Consider the following 16086-nt stretch of genomic DNA (forward strand, 5'->3'; position numbering starts at 1 on the left):
AATTTTTTGTATGGAAATTATATAAGAAAAATAAAGGATAGCTAATCAAATGACTAGATTTTTATATTTAATAGTTATTTTATCTATGATTTTTGCTGTAGCAGGGTGTGGCCCTAAGAAAGATAATGAGCTACCTCAGGTCTACACAGGCTACACAGCAGAGTTTATTTATGCAAATGCCCATAAACAAATGCAAAATAATGATTATTTTGATGCGATCAGGTCTTATAAATCATTAGTTGCACAGTATCCTTTTACTCCTTTAGCTGAAAAAGGTATGGTTGATCTTGTATATGTATACTATATGAATGACGAATCGACTATGTCATTAGCTTTAGCACAGCAGTTTATCAAGATGTATCCATATAGTAAGTACAAAGGCTACATTTACTATATGATTGGGGTAGTTGGTTTTGAAAATGGTAGGGGGCTTTTACAGACTTATGCTCCATATGATATGGGTCATCATGACCCTACTGGCTATACTGATGCATATAACAATTTTGAGAAAGCCTTAGCTTTAGACCCTAATGGTTCATTTGTTTCAGATGCTAAGCGTAGGATGATTTATATAAATAATACGATAGCAAAATACTATGATAATATTGCACACTTTTATTATAAGAGAGGGGCTTTTAATGCGGCTATTGATAGAGCATCACAAGTCATACGCAATTATCCTCAAAGCTCATCTACCGAAGATGCTTTAGTAATAACAATAAAAGCATACAGAGATTTAGGTTTGAATGAGCAAGCAAAAGTAAACCTTGAAGTGCTTAAAAAGAATTATCCAAATAGTAATTACCTTAAAAAACTAAGGCCAGATGGAAGTGAAGAGCCTAGCTGGTTTGAAAGATGGTTTGGGTGGTTGTAAAACGTCAGAGATGAATGTTCCTAAAAATTTTCAGAAATCAAAGTTTTATAAAACTATTTGTGAAGCACTAGAAGTATGTGAAAAAAGCATAGAAAAACATTTGGTATGAATTAGTGCCTATTTAACAACTGGATCTAACTCACCACTTTCATAACGCTGAAACATTGTCTCAAGTGAGATTGGCTTGATTTTGCTAGCCATACCAGCACTACCAAAAGCCTCATATCTAGCTTGACAAATTTCAGACATTGCTTTTTTAGCTACAGCGTTATATTTACGTGGATCAAACTCAGCAGGGTTTTCTGCTAAAAACCTTCTGATTGCACCAGTTGCTGCCATACGTAAATCAGTATCAATATTTACTTTACGTACACCATATTTTATTGCTTCAACTATTTCTTCTACTGGCACACCATAGGTCTCACCCATTGCGCCACCATAGTTGTTAATTACTTCTAACCAATCTTGTGGCACGGAAGATGAGCCATGCATCACTAAATGTGTGCCTGGAATTCTAGCATGGATTTCTTTTACTCTTTTAATAGATAATACATCACCTGTAGGTGGCTTAGTAAACTTATAAGCTCCATGGCTTGTACCAATAGCAATTGCCAATGCATCTACTTTAGTTTTTCTCACAAAATCAGCTGCTTCTTCCGGGTCTGTTAATAGCTGATCCATAGATAAAGTGCCTTCTGCACCTATACCATCTTCTTCACCTGCTTGTCCAGTTTCCAAAGAGCCAAGACAACCCAGCTCCCCTTCAACAGAAACACCGCAAGCATGAGCCATATCTGTAACAGTTTTGGTTACATTTATATTATACTCATAATCTGCTGGGGTTTTGCCATCTGATTTTAGCGAGCCATCCATCATCACAGATGAAAAGCCTAATTGAATAGATCGTTGACAAACTGCTGGAGATGTTCCATGATCCTGATGCATACAAACTGGTAAATGTGGATATTCTTCTATCGCAGCTAAAACTAAATGTCTGATAAAAGGGGCACCTGCGTATTTTCTAGCACCTGCAGAACCTTGTAAAATAACTGGTGAATTTACTTTATCAGCAGCCTCCATAACAGCTCTTACTTGTTCTAAATTATTTACATTAAAAGCTGGGATTCCATAACCATGTTCTGCTGCATGATCTAATAGTTGACGTAATGAAACTAAAGCCATTTATTCTCTCCTTTTATCTTACTTGACCTGCTATTATTACTTTGATTTTATTAGTACTTCCATGTACACCCATACTGTCACCGCTAGTAAGTACAAGAATATCTCCCTCTTTTACTAACTTTCTACTTTCAAGCTCCATAGAGGCAGACCTGTTTACATATACTTTTGACATTCTAGTAGAGTCAAAATATATTGGTATAACTCCTCTAAACAGAGTCATAGCCCCTAATGTTGGAGCATTACGAGATAGTGCATAAATTGGTAAATCTGTATTTATTCGTGACATCCAGCGTGAAGTATTTCCACCTTCTGTTAAAACAATTAAACCTTTAGCACCAATATCATTAGCTATCTTAACGGCTGCTACTGATACAGCATGATCAATTCGACTACAATCAGCTATTTTTTGTTTTTTAACAATGTGGTTATACTTACTTTTTTCAGCAGATTCACAAATTCTTGACATAGCAGCAACAGTCTCTACTGGATATTTACCAACAGCTGTTTCTGCTGAAAGCATAACCGCATCTGTACCATCAAATACAGCGTTTGCTACATCAGAAGCTTCAGCACGAGTAGGGGAGGAGTTTTCTATCATGGATTCCATCATTTGAGTGGCTGTAATAGATCCCTTTTCATTTTGTCTAGCTGTACTAATAATGAATTTCTGTACAGTAGGGACATTCTCATCACCAATCTCTACAGCCAAATCACCGCGAGCAACCATAACTAAATCAGAAGCTTCTATAATACTTTTTAAGTTTTCTTTATGTACTGCTTCGGCTCTTTCAATCTTGGCAACCATAGCTGGCTTCCAACCAGCTTCATGTACTAATTGACGTGCATACTCCATGTCCTTACCATCCCTTACAAAAGACACAGCTAAAAAATCTACTTGTAACATTGCTGCTATTTTAATATCTTCTTTATCTTTATCTGTAAGAGCCGGGGCTGTAAGTCCACCGCCTTTTTTATTGATTCCCTTGTTATTAGAAACTTTACCGCCAATAACTACTTTGGTTGTAGCTTTATTTTCTTTAACTGATTCAACCTGCAAAACAATTTTACCGTCATCAACTAGTAAAATATCTCCAGATTTAACGTCTTTAATTAACTCTTTATAATCAATACCTACTGTATTCTCATCGCCATCATTTACACCAAGGTCGGCATCAAGTATAAATTTTTGCCCTTTTTTTATCTCTACAGAACCATTTTTAAATTTAGAAAGTCTAATCTTAGGACCCTGCAAATCTGCTAATATCCCAACGTAAGTATCTTGCTCTTTTGCAATTTGACGAATCAATTCAACTCTCTTTCTATGATCTTCAGCAGATCCATGTGAGAAATTACACCTAACAGCGTTAACCCCAGCCTTTATCATCTCAGTAAGGACTTCTTTAGATTCACTTGCAGGGCCAAGAGTAGCTAAAATTTTGGTTCTTCTCATAAGTATTACCTTAAATAAAATTATTTTTTTGCTTTTTCTTTTAATATTTCAATAGCTGGTAACTCTTTACCTTCTAAAAATTCTAAGAATGCTCCACCAGCTGTTGATATATAAGAAACTTTGTCTTTTATGCCAAATTTTTCTATAGCTGCTATAGTATCTCCACCGCCAGCTACAGAAAACGCTTTTGAATTAGCGATAGCTAACGATAAAGCCTTTGTACCTTCTAAAAAGCTGTCAAACTCAAATACACCAACTGGTCCATTCCATAATATAGTACTGGAAGAATTTAGTAGCTTAGTAATATTTTCTGCTGATTTAGGTCCTATATCCAAGATCATATCATCATCAGCTACATCAGCTACATTTTTTATAACTGCTGGAGCATTTTCACTAAACTCTTTAGCAACTCTTACATCTACAGGAACAGGTATATTAATACCCTTTTGTTTAGCTTTAATTAAGATATCTTTTGCTTGACAAACTAAATCTTGCTCATAAAGAGAACTTCCCACAGAGTATCCTTTAGCTTTTATAAAGGTGTTAGCTATGCCTCCTCCAACTATCAAAGTTTCAACTTTATCAAGTAAGTTATGTAAAACTGATAGTTTCGTAGAGACCTTTGAGCCTCCTACTATGGCAGCCATTGGCTTTTTAGGGTTTTTTAATGCTTTCTCTAGAGCTTTGATTTCATTTGAAACTAAAAATCCAGCGCATGCTACTGGAATATATTTTGCTACTCCGTAAGTAGAGGCTTGAGCACGATGAGCTGTTGCAAACGCATCCATTACAAATACATCCCCTAAACTTGCTATTTTTTTAGATAGCTCATCATCGGATTTTTTCTCACCTTTATTAAAGCGGACGTTATCACACATAATAATTTCATCAGCTTTAATCTCAATACCATCAAGCCAACCTTTTTCAAATCTTACTGGTTTATGGATTATTTCTTCTAAAGCTTTTGCTACAGGTTCTAGCGAAAATTCAGGATCATACTCACCCTCAGTAGGACGTCCAAGATGAGATAATAAAATCGGTCTTCCGCCTTGTTCTAAGATATACTCTATAGTAGGGATAGCTGCCTGAATCCTTACAGTGCTAGTGACTTTACCATCTTTAACTGGAACGTTAAAATCAACCCTAACTATTACTTTTTTATCTTTTAGATTTACATCTTTTATAGATAGAAAACTCATATTAGCTCCAAATTACAAAGATCCTATCAACTTAACTACTCTAACCATTTGGTTTGTATAAGACATTTCGTTATCATACCAAGATACAACTTTCACTAGAGACTTATCACCTAATAGAGTAACTTTAGTTTGAGTCGCATCAAATAATGAACCTTCAGAAATTCCTATCACATCACTTGAAACTAGCTCTTCTTCAGTATAGCCAAAAGATTCATTAGCTGCTGATTTCATAGCAGCATTTATCTCTTCTGCTGTTACGTTTTTAGAAACCACAGCTACTAGCTCAGTTAAAGATCCAGTTGCAACTGGCACACGCTGAGCGGCACCATCTAATTTACCTGCTAATTCTGGAATAACTAAGCCTATAGCTTTTGCAGCTCCAGTTGAGTTTGGTACTATGTTTATAGCAGCAGCACGAGCGCGACGTAAATCACCATTTCTATGCGGGCCATCAAGAGTGTTTTGATCACCCGTATAAGCATGAATAGTTGTCATGAACCCTTTTTCTATATTTGCTAGATCATGCAGAGTTTTTGCCATAGGAGCTAAACAGTTAGTAGTACAAGATGCTGCTGATATAACCTTATCTTCTGCTGTTAAAATATTATGGTTAACATTATAAACAACTGTTGGTAGATCATTTCCTGCTGGAGCAGAAATTACAACTTTTTTAGCACCAGCATCTATATGGGCTTGGGATTTTGCTTTTGACGCGTAAAAACCTGTACACTCTAAGACAACATCTACATCTAACTCACCCCAAGGTAGTTTAGTAGCATCTGCTTGCGCATAAATTTTTATCTCTTTTTCTCCCACAACTATAGAATCTTCTTTAGCAGAAACCTCATCAGCTCTAGTATACCTACCTTGAGCAGAATCATATTTTAACAAGTGAGCTAACATTTTTGGATTTGTTAAATCATTAATCGCTACTATTTCAATCCCGTCTTTGCCAAACATTTGACGAAATGCTAAACGACCTATTCTACCAAAACCATTAATTGCAACTTTCATTTTAGTCTCCTTTTATTAGATTTTTTTAACTAATATTTATCAGATAAAGTTTTTAAATGTATTTAGCAACTATATTGCTTATATTTTCCACGGTAAAGCCAAAATATTCAAATAACTCTTCAGCAGGTGCTGATTCTCCAAAAGTTGTTATTCCTTTAACTTCACCACCTGCCTTTGGCATATATTTGTACCATATGTCTGGTTGAGCAAGCTCAACAAATACTGCTGGAATATCCTGTCTAATTACAGAGGTTTTATATATATTGGTTTGCTTATCAAAAATTTCTACACAAGGTATAGACGCAACATTTATATTTATACCTTTCTTATTGTATTCATTGGCTACTTTTACCGCTAACTCAACTTCGGAACCTGTCGCAATTATCGTAGCTTTAGCATCTAAATATTGTTTAACTAGGTATCCTCCTTTAGATATATTGCTAGCTTTTTCCATACAATCGACTATTGGTTGCAATCCTTGACGAGTTAAAACCATAACACTTGGAGTTTCTTTTGATTTAATAGCCTCATACCAAGCGATCATTGTTTCAACTGTATCAGCTGGACGCCAAACATTAAGGTTAGGTATCAATCTCAAACTCGGGATATGTTCAATTGGCTGATGTGTCGGGCCATCTTCACCTAGCCCTATAGAATCATGTGACATTACATGTATGACAGGTTGTTTCATAAGCGCAGCCATCCTGATAGCATTTCGTGAATAGTCGCTAAACACAAGAAAAGTACCACCATATGGCTTAAAACTACCATACAGGCTTAAACCATTCATAATCGCCGCCATACCGAACTCGCGTACTCCGTATGAAAGATAGTTAGCCCCTTTATCCGTATTATTTAACCAAACTGAGCCACTCCAGTTAGTGTTATTTGAACCAGTTAGGTCCGCTGAGCCTCCAAACATTTCTGGCATATGCTTACATAGTACTTCCAGTGACATTTGAGACGCTTTTCTTGTAGCCACCTTCGTGGGATTTTCTATTTGTGATTTTATGTAACTTTGAACTTCTTTTTCAAGTTCAGCTGGGATAACTTTATCTAATGCTCTCTTAAGCTCATTATATTTAGGGTTTTTTTCATAATCTTCCCAACGCTTTTGCCAATTTGCCTCTAATATTTGACCACGTTGGGTAGTATCCCAAAATCTATACACTTCATTAGGTATTTCAAAGGGGCCATGCTGCCAACCCAACTCTTTGGCTGCTGAATTTCTTTCCTCCACGCTTAATGGGGAGCCATGTACTGATGCTGTACCTGCTTTTTCTGGTGAGCCAAAACCTATAACTGTTTTACAACATATTAGGGTGGGTCTTTTTTGTTCAGATTGTGCTTGTATGATAGCTTGTGCGATAGTCTTAGTATCATGACCATCTATATTTTCAATAACATGCCAGCCATAAGATCTAAACCTTTCGACCGTATTATCTGTAAACCATCCCTTTGTATCACCATCTATAGATATACTATTGTCATCCCAGAAAGCTATAAGTTTATTCAAACCCAAAGTGCCAGCTAATGAACATGCTTCATGTGATATACCTTCCATTAAGCATCCATCTCCTAAAAATACATATGTATGGTGATCTATAAGTTCGCAATCAGGAGAGTTGTATCTTTGTGATAAAAGCTTTTCCCCTAAAGCCATGCCAACAGCATTTGCAAGACCTTGTCCAAGAGGTCCGGTTGTCGTCTCAACTCCTGGAGTATAACCATATTCTGGGTGACCAGGGGTTTTAGAGTGAAGCTGCCTAAAATTTTTAATATCTTCAATAGACACATCATATCCACTTAAATGCAACAAGGCATATAAAAGCATAGAGCCATGACCGTTTGAAAGGACAAATCTATCACGATTAATCCAGTGAGGATTTTTAGGATTGTGTTTGAGAAATTTTGTCCACAAAACTGTAGCTATATCTGCCATTCCCATAGGCATACCCGGGTGGCCAGATTTGGCTTTTAGTGTTGCGTCTATAGCCAAAAATCTTATGGCATTTGAAAAATCTTGAGAAATAGGTAAAGACATATAAGCGATCCTTTAAGTAAAAATTTAAAGTAAAGTGAATGTGAACAACACTATGATGATACAATAGCAACTTTAATAAAACAAGAAACCAAGTTAGAATATTCTAAATATAAGTAACACCTTAGAAAGCTGATTATGAAAAATAAATACGACATAAACTATAGTGTATACGCCAAACAAAAAAGAGAATTAGTAGCTTTTGAAATCATACTTACTGATCTTAGCGAGCTATCTGATTACATTTTAGAAGCGTCCTATACATTTAACTGTAATTTTTCTTTTTTTGAAGAAAACGGTAAACCTTGTATTAAATATAATATCTCTAGCAACTTAGAACTAATTTGCCAAGAATCTCTTGAACCTTTTGAGTATGATTTTAATGCATCTAACACTATTATGATTGTCGAAGATGATAGACTAGTTCAAGATAGCTTATATGAGCCTTTTATTTGTAGCACAGCTATTATAAATTTAGCAGATGTAATCAAAGAAGAAATACTTTTAGACTTACCGTTAATACCAAAAAACAACGCTAACACTTGTAAAAAAAACAAAAAACATTCATACTATAGCAAGCAAGAAAACGATGTTGAAAAAAAGGAAAACCCTTTTGAGGTTCTAAAAGTGCTTAAACAACACTAAATAAAAATAGTAAAATTTCTACTGGAGGTTACATAAAATGGCAGTACAACAAGTCAAAAAAAGCAGATCAAGAAGAGATATGAGAAGGTCACACGACTCTTTATCTACACCTACTTTATCAACTGATAAAGCAACTGGTGAATTACACCTAAGACACCATGTATCACCAAACGGGTTTTACAAGGGTAAAAAAGTAGTAGAGGTAAAATCTGAAGACTAAAATTCCTTCTCCCAGAAAATTATAATTATATCATTTTACTATATCAACTTTTAGTAAAATGATTGGTTTGAAATAAAATAGGAAGTTTTATTTATTATGGGTTACAAAATATCTATAGATGCAATGGGTGGTGATCATGGTTTAAATACTACGATTCCAGCAGCTCTTGAGGCTGTAAGAAAAGACCCCAACTTACAAATTGTTTTAGTTGGGGATCACCATAAGGTTAAAAGGGCTTTAGACAGATATTCAAAACTAAAAAAGATAAAACTGCCAATCCTACAAAGAATAGCTATTCATCATGCTAGTGAAACTGTTGGAATGGATGAATCACCATCTATAGCTGTAAGAAAAAAGAAAGATTCTTCTATGCGCGTAGCTGTTAACCTTGTCAAAGATGGCTCGGTAAACGCTTGTGTTAGTGCTGGTAATACTGGGGCACTAATGGCTATATCAAAATTTGTTCTAAAAACTATCAATGGGGTAGACCGCCCTGCAATAGTTTATGCTTTACCAGCGTACAATAGGGAAACTAAAAAGCTAAGTAAAACCTATATGCTAGATTTAGGTGCAAATGTGGTTTGTTCTTCTGAACAGCTTTTTCAATTTGCTATCATGGGTTCTATTTTAGCAGCAAGTTCAAAAGGTATAGCTGAGCCAAGAGTGTCTTTACTTAATATTGGTGAAGAAGAGATGAAAGGGTTGGACAATATTAAAAATGCTGCCAAACTTTTACAAGGCTGTGATTTTATCAACTATAATGGCTATATAGAGGGTAAATATATTTTTGATGATTCTACAGATGTCATAGTTTGTGATGGTTTTGTTGGTAATGTTTCATTAAAAACTATGGAAGGTACTTTAAGGCTTATAGAATCTTTAATCAAAAAAACTGTAGTTGAAGGCTCTTGGTTAATGAAAATACCAACGATTATGGCTTTACCACTTTTCAAGAAAATGAAAAAAGGAATGAATTTGGATAGCTTTAACGGAGCTTCTTTGTTAGGCCTAACAGGGATCGTCATAAAAAGCCATGGTAGTGCTAGTGCTAATGCCTTTGAGACCGCTATTTATGAAGCTACCAAAGAAATCAAATATAACATCCCTAAAACGATTCAAGAATCTTTAGAAAAAGTTCTTTAATTATATTAATCATGTTACAATAATTTTGAGGGTTTGGCACTCTTTAGATTATTAAAGACTAAAGGGCTCGTTTCATATATTGTATTTAACTAACATATAGGTAGACTATTCATGTTTGCACAAATATTAGGCACAGGAAGTTATTTGCCTGAAAAAATCTTAACTAATGATGATATAAGTAAATTTATTGATACTTCTGATGAGTGGATAAAGCAAAGAGTCGGTATAGAAAAACGACACTGTGCTAATGAGCAAGAAAATACTAGCTTTATGGCTACAGAAGCAGCAAAAAAAGCTCTAGAAGCGGCTAATTTAGATGCTCAAGAAATTGATACTATAATAGTTGCCACTAGTACGGGTGACTACATTATGCCTTCTACAGCCTCTATTGTTCAAAAAGCACTTAATATCCAAAATTTTAAAACCCGCTGTTTTGATGTTTCTGCAGCATGTAGTGGTTTTGTATACGCGCTTGATATTGCAAAACAATATATAGAAAATGGCTCAGCAAAGAACATATTAGTGATTGGTGCTGAAAAAATGACCAGAGTACTTGATTGGAATGATAGGTCAACCTGTGTACTTTTCGGTGATGGAGCAGGTGCTGTAGTTTTATCTCAAAGCCAAGAGAAGAAAATTTTATCCTCTTTACTTTATACAGATGGCTCATGCTTAGAGACGTTAAATATCCCTAACAATCTGCCAAGTAATAGAGGAGAAGCTATAACCATAGACCCATACCTGATAATGGAAGGAAATAAAGTTTTTAAATTTGCTGTTTCAAGATTATCGTCTTTGGCTGAAGAACTAATTCAAGAAGCTGGAATAAAAGCTAGTGATATAGATTGGTTAGTACCACATCAAGCAAACTATAGAATACTAACTTCAACAGCAAATAAGATAAACATGCCTATGTCTAAAGTGGTAACTACATTACAAGATCATGGCAACACCTCAGCAGCGTCTATACCACTAGCGTTAGATTATGCAGTTAGAAACGGACAAATTAAGCCAGGACAAATTATAATATCAGAAGCCTTTGGAGCGGGATTTGTGTGGGGCGGATTCGTAGCAAAGATATAATAAAGTTATCAACTTTTATATTCTAAAAACTTTTTTGATTTTCAATAATAAGGAGAACACTATGTCACAAAAAATTGCTGTTGTATTTCCTGGTCAAGGTTCACAAAAACTAGGTATGTTACAAGATTATTATCAAAACTTTGCAACATTTAGAAATATAATAGATGAGGCGAAAAACCATTTAGGTTACGATCTATGGAACATTATTCAAAATGATGAAGAAAAATTAAATAAAACTGAGTTTACACAACCGGCACTTTTAGCTACAAGCTACGCGATATATAAAGTACTTAAAGAACAAAGGCCAGGCCTAGAGGTTCAATACTTTGCTGGTCATAGCCTGGGAGAATATACCGCTTTATTGGCTGCTGAGTGTATCTCTTATAAGGATGCTTTACAGTTGGTTTCAACTAGAGGTAAACTTATGCAAAATGCTGTTACAGACAAGGAATGTGCCATGAGTGCTATTCTTGGATTATCTAATGATGACGTGGTAGCCTGTTGCCAAGAAGCTTCTGGTGAAGGTATCGTTGAAGCAGCAAATTTTAATTCGACTGGTCAAGTTGTTATTTCTGGTGAAAAGATAGCTGTAGAAAAAGCTAATGCTATAGCGAAAGAAAAGGGTGCAAAACGTGCTCAAATATTGGCTGTAAGTGTACCTTCTCATTGTTCACTTATGAAGGGTGCTGCAGAAAAATTTGAAATAGAATTAAATAAAGTAGAGTTTAAAAATCCTACAACAGCTGTTGTACAAAATTTTGATGCTAAATCACACTCTAGTTTAAGTGAAATAAAAGAAGCTGTAATCAAGCAATTATATAAACCAGTATTATGGACTCAATCTGTACAAGAACTTGTAAATTTGGGTGTCAACGAAATTATTGAGTGTGGGCCAAACAAAGTGCTGTGTGGGCTAATAAAGAGGATTGACAAAAATTTAAGCACAAAAGATACAAATACTATTGATAGTCTAGAAAATATTCAATAACTATAAGGAGATAATAAAAAATGTCTTTAAAAGAAAAAGTAGTTTTAGTAACAGGAGCTAGTCGAGGTATTGGCTATGAAGTGGCTGTTACTCTTGCAAAAAAAGGAGCTACTGTTATAGGTACTGCAACCTCAGAAACTGGCGCCAAAAAGTTTGAACAAAACTTAACAGATCAGGGTTTAAGTGCAAGAGGAATGGTTTTAAATATCTCAGATTCTGAGAGTATAAAAAATTTCTTTGCTAAAATTAAAGATGAAAAAATAGTTATTGATATTTTAGTAAATAACGCTGGTATTACTCGTGATAATCTAATGATGAGAATGTCGGATGACGAGTGGAATGCTGTTATCAACACTAATTTAAGCTCTATTTTCCAGATGTCAAAAGAATGTATCCGTGGGATGATGAAAAAAAGATGGGGCAGAATTATTTCTATTGGTTCAGTAGTAGCTTCTGCAGGAAATCCTGGTCAAACTAATTATTGTGCTGCTAAAGCAGGCGTAATCGGGTTTTCAAAATCCTTAGCTTATGAAGTTGCTAGTCGTAACATTACAGTGAACGTTGTAGCACCAGGATTTATAGCTACAGATATGACGGATAAGCTTACTGAAGAACAAAAAACGTTCATAGCTGGCAAAATACCTTCAGGACAAATGGGCCAACCTATAGACATAGCTAATACTGTAGCTTTCTTAGCTTCCGAAGAAGCTAGATATATTACAGGACAAACGTTACATGTTAATGGTGGTATGTATATGGCTTAATTTTTGCAAAATTATTGCAAAAAGAGCCAAAAAATAATATTATTAAAACGGTTAGTTAATTTAAAAATTTTAAACAAAATAATAGAAGGAAAAAAAATGAGCGCAAACGAATTATATGCTAAAGTAAACTCTATCATAGTAGAACAATTAGGCGTTAAAGAAGAAGACCTTAAGCCAGAGGCTTCTTTTATTGATGATTTAGGTGCCGACTCTCTTGATACAGTTGAGTTAGTAATGGCTCTAGAAGAAGAGTTTGACACTGAAATTCCTGACGAAGATGCTGAAAAAATCAGAACTGTTAAAGATGTTTACGACTATATAGATTCTAAAGTAAACTAATCAATAATTAATCTCAAAAGTGGCATGATTTTACTTAAACTAGTTTCATGCATTTTTCTAAAAGAATTAAATAGGTTAATTTAATATGAAATCTAATCGTAGAGTCGTGGTTACTGGTCTTGGGATGGTAACACCTTTGGGAAATGACGTGCCTACAACTTGGGCTAATATTCTAGCTGGTAAAAGTGGTGTGGAGACTATAACTGGTTTTGATACCCCAGCGCCAGATATTAGTGAGTTTAAGGTAAGATTTGCTGCAAGGATTAAAAATTTTGATGTAGAGAAGCTTGTAGGCAAGAAAGACGCAAAAAGAGTGGATCCATTTTGCTATTATGGTATAGCTGCTGCTAATGAAGCTTTAAAAGATGCTGGTATAGATAAAGTTTCTGAAGAAGACTCTTATAAGTTTGGAGTAGCAGTTAGTTCTGGTATCGGTGGTATTGAAACTTTAGAGTCTACAAAAGCTACTATTGATGCAAAAGGACCATCAAAAATATCTCCTTTTTGTATACCATCGTCAATTATCAATATCCTATCTGGTGTTATATCAATAAATCATGGCTTACGTGGGCCTAATGTGCCTATAGTTACTGCTTGTACAACTGGTACTCACAATATTGGTATGGCAGCGAGACTTATAGCTTATGGTGATGCTGATGTCATGCTTGCTGGAGGCTCTGAGAAAGCTAGTAACGCTATTGGTATCGGTGGTTTTGCTGCCGCTAGAGCTTTATCTACAAGAAATGATGACCCGCAAGGAGCTTCTCGTCCATGGGATAGAGATAGAGATGGTTTTGTCTTAGGTGATGGCTCTGGAGTAGTAGTATTAGAAGAGTATGAAAGAGCAAAAGCACGTGGCGCTAAGATTTATGCTGAAGTTGTAGGTTTTGGTATGTCAGCCGATGGTTACCATATGACTATGCCTTACGCACCAGGTCAAGAAAAATGTATTAAAAATGCTTTAGCAGATGCAGGACTTGAAAAAAACCCTGATGCTATAGATTATGTAAATGCACATGGTACTTCGACTCCTTTAGGTGATGTTCAAGAAAGTCAAGTGGTTGAAAAAACTATTGGTCAATATAGAAAAGACCTTGTTATGAGTTCCACAAAGTCTATGACTGGTCATTTATTAGGAGCTGCTGGTGCAATTGAGTCTATATTTAGTGTCTTAGCTATAAGAGATCAAGTTGCTCCTCCTACTATAAATTTACAAAATTTAGATGATGGCTGTAACTTAGATTATGCTGCTAACGCTGCTAAAAAAATGAAAATTGATTATGTGCTTAATAATTCATTTGGTTTTGGTGGCACTAATGGGTCAGTTATCTTTAAGAAAATTTAACTACCAATAGCCGTTTTTTCTATTTTCTAAAGACTACGAAATATTGTAGGATTGGCTATATTTTCCCAATCATATTAGCTATAAAGTTGTTCATACGATTGGTTGAAATTTTTTGTATTTTAGAGCAAATTCATCTTCTTCAAACTGCTCATAGTTCTTGATAAAAGCTTTAGCTAAAGATTTATACTGTTTTTTGTATTCTGATTGATCTTGCCAGTGATTAGTTAAATGTAAGGTTTGTTCTTGGTCTTGTATCGTTATTAACGATTTAAAATTAAAATATTTTTGCCGTACATATTTAAAAGCAATATCTTGTTTATCATTTACCAGATAATTAACTATAGCTTTTGTTTCTTCTACTGGTACACGCCTACCTGTTTTAAAATCGCCATCTATCCAGCCAACATTTACCATATAAATTTTAGCGTTACTATGCTTGAGCCTTTGACGTAAAATACTTGCGTATCTTGTAGGTTGGAGTAATAAAAATGGTTGAGCGTAACAACTAGAAAATTCAGGCTTAGGTTCTATCACACCTTCTTCAACTCCTGTTGAAGTACTAGTATAACCTGATAAGAAATAATATATTGCTTGACCTTTGCTTAATTTTGCTACTCTAGGCAACACACCTTTTGCGTCTTTTACTAAAAAAATTATTGTGCTAGGATCATTTGTATTTATAATACAGTTTTCAAAATTTTCTCGACAAAATGTTAGATAGGTGTTGCTTTGGGAAGGTTCTTTATGGCCGAAAATCACATTCTCGCTTTCATCAAAATTAGGGTTTTCTATAAGCAAATGGTTTTGTAGAACGTTTTTTATACGGCTATCATCTTTTTTAAAACTAGCAGCTTTAATGGTTAGTCCAGATTCTAGGCTGTATAAACCTTTTGATTCTGTCCAAGCTATAGCTTCATTTGTGACTAAAGCTCTATGGTTGTCTAACGCTAGTGTTGTCTTACCACTACCAGAAAGCCCTAAGAACATAAGGCTTCTAGCTTCTGCATCAACGCCAACAGAGCAGTAAAAGATACCAATATTATTAAGTGATAAATAATAACTCATGATTGATAACAAAACTTTATTAATTTCTGCAAGGTAGCGAGTACCTATAAATATACTTTGACGTTGCTTAAGGTTTGTTGCTATAACTTTTGAGGAATTCAACCCGAGTTCTTTATAGTTATCTATAATGGTTTCAGGTGAATGCATCATTACCCATTGTGGCTTAAAATCTTCAAGCTCTTTTGCAGCTGGCCTGATACATATAAGCCTAAAAAAATAAGCAGCTGAAGCTTGAGTTGTTATAAGTCTAACAGCTATTTTGTTTTTTTCATCATGATTATAAAAACCTTCTATAACAAATATGTTTTTGCTAGAAATGTTATCACAAAGTTTTTGTTTAATTAACTTCCAGTCTTTACGTTTGAGTCTTTTGTTATCAGAACCATGCTCATGCCACCAAACATTTTTTTTAGCGTATTTAGTTTCAACCACATACTTATCATCAGGTAATCTACCTTTGATATTTCCACTATCAACTATTAAGGTCTTACCGTCCATATTTATGAAGTTACAAGTATGTTGAGCGTGTTCAGCCAGTTCATCCAAAGTTAAATTTTGGTATACATTTTTTGTTGTGAATAAATACTTACTATCATCCACAAAAGACGGATCCATGATACAAGTTTCCTTATTAGCCAGATAAGCTAGTGATATTTTAGTCAGATTATAGCTGGAATATACTTTTTTTTCAAAAAATTGTACGCAGAGTTCTCGAATAAAGTAAAATATTAACT

General features: G+C 34.8%; 15 protein-coding genes. 9 read left to right on the plus strand and 6 right to left on the minus strand.

Features of this window, described 5'->3' with window-relative positions:
• Positions 1–49: 49 nt before the first annotated feature.
• Complete coding sequence (locus tag E4K63_RS02015) at positions 50–874, plus strand: outer membrane protein assembly factor BamD (RefSeq protein ID WP_133941553.1); 825 nt, start codon at positions 50–52, stop codon at positions 872–874.
• A gap of 117 nt (positions 875–991) precedes the next feature.
• Here E4K63_RS02015 and fba read toward each other — a convergent pair whose 3' ends face one another.
• From fba to tkt, 5 genes are read right to left on the minus strand one after another with little or no spacing between them, the layout of a single operon-like run.
• On the minus strand, positions 992–2056 hold the full coding sequence (gene fba / locus E4K63_RS02020; RefSeq protein WP_133941555.1) for a class II fructose-bisphosphate aldolase: 1065 nt from the start codon (positions 2054–2056) through the stop codon (positions 992–994).
• 13 nt (positions 2057–2069) lie between these two features.
• Positions 2070–3506, minus strand: a complete 1437-nt coding sequence (gene pyk / locus E4K63_RS02025; protein WP_133941557.1) for a pyruvate kinase — start codon at positions 3504–3506, stop codon at positions 2070–2072.
• Positions 3507–3526: 20 nt separating this feature from the next.
• A complete protein-coding gene (locus E4K63_RS02030) occupies positions 3527–4705 on the minus strand; it encodes a phosphoglycerate kinase (RefSeq protein ID WP_133941559.1) in 1179 nt (392 codons plus the stop codon).
• A 12-nt stretch (positions 4706–4717) separates the two neighbouring features.
• Positions 4718–5719 (minus strand): type I glyceraldehyde-3-phosphate dehydrogenase, encoded by a 1002-nt coding sequence (gene gap, locus E4K63_RS02035; protein ID WP_133941560.1) that lies wholly within the window; start codon positions 5717–5719, stop codon positions 4718–4720.
• Between the two features lie 52 nt (positions 5720–5771).
• The gene (gene tkt / locus E4K63_RS02040; RefSeq protein WP_133941562.1) at positions 5772–7763 is read right to left on the minus strand and encodes a transketolase; all 1992 of its coding nucleotides are present in this window, start codon (positions 7761–7763) and stop codon (positions 5772–5774) included.
• Positions 7764–7898: 135 nt separating this feature from the next.
• Here tkt and E4K63_RS02045 point away from each other — a divergent pair, with 135 nt between their 5' ends.
• The 8 genes from E4K63_RS02045 (at position 7899) to fabF (ending at position 14287) form a co-directional block, all read left to right on the plus strand.
• Positions 7899–8405: a YceD family protein gene (locus E4K63_RS02045; RefSeq protein ID WP_133941564.1), complete on the plus strand. Its 507-nt coding sequence runs from the start codon at positions 7899–7901 to the stop codon at positions 8403–8405.
• Between the two features lie 37 nt (positions 8406–8442).
• Positions 8443–8625: a 50S ribosomal protein L32 gene (gene rpmF / locus E4K63_RS02050; RefSeq protein ID WP_039125084.1), complete on the plus strand. Its 183-nt coding sequence runs from the start codon at positions 8443–8445 to the stop codon at positions 8623–8625.
• A 96-nt stretch (positions 8626–8721) separates the two neighbouring features.
• Positions 8722–9768 (plus strand): phosphate acyltransferase PlsX, encoded by a 1047-nt coding sequence (gene plsX / locus E4K63_RS02055; RefSeq protein WP_133941566.1) that lies wholly within the window; start codon positions 8722–8724, stop codon positions 9766–9768.
• Positions 9769–9879: 111 nt separating this feature from the next.
• Complete coding sequence (locus E4K63_RS02060; protein ID WP_133941568.1) at positions 9880–10851, plus strand: beta-ketoacyl-ACP synthase III; 972 nt, start codon at positions 9880–9882, stop codon at positions 10849–10851.
• 61 nt (positions 10852–10912) lie between these two features.
• Entirely contained in the window at positions 10913–11839 is a 927-nt protein-coding gene (gene fabD, locus E4K63_RS02065) for an ACP S-malonyltransferase (RefSeq protein ID WP_133941569.1), read from the plus strand.
• A 20-nt stretch (positions 11840–11859) separates the two neighbouring features.
• Positions 11860–12603, plus strand: coding sequence for a 3-oxoacyl-ACP reductase FabG (gene fabG, locus E4K63_RS02070; protein WP_133941571.1), 744 nt, complete (start codon positions 11860–11862; stop codon positions 12601–12603).
• A gap of 96 nt (positions 12604–12699) precedes the next feature.
• Positions 12700–12942 (plus strand): acyl carrier protein, encoded by a 243-nt coding sequence (acpP, locus tag E4K63_RS02075; RefSeq protein WP_035719877.1) that lies wholly within the window; start codon positions 12700–12702, stop codon positions 12940–12942.
• Between the two features lie 85 nt (positions 12943–13027).
• Positions 13028–14287, plus strand: coding sequence for a beta-ketoacyl-ACP synthase II (fabF, locus tag E4K63_RS02080; protein ID WP_035719876.1), 1260 nt, complete (start codon positions 13028–13030; stop codon positions 14285–14287).
• Positions 14288–14377: 90 nt separating this feature from the next.
• Here the strand turns inward: fabF and E4K63_RS02085 are convergent, their stop codons facing one another.
• The gene (locus E4K63_RS02085; RefSeq protein ID WP_133941573.1) at positions 14378–15967 is read right to left on the minus strand and encodes a phosphoenolpyruvate carboxykinase (ATP); all 1590 of its coding nucleotides are present in this window, start codon (positions 15965–15967) and stop codon (positions 14378–14380) included.
• Between the last annotated feature and the right edge of the window lie 119 nt (positions 15968–16086).

This window comes from Allofrancisella inopinata, from assembly GCF_012222965.1.
Classification (GTDB): domain Bacteria; phylum Pseudomonadota; class Gammaproteobacteria; order Francisellales; family Francisellaceae; genus Francisella; species Francisella inopinata.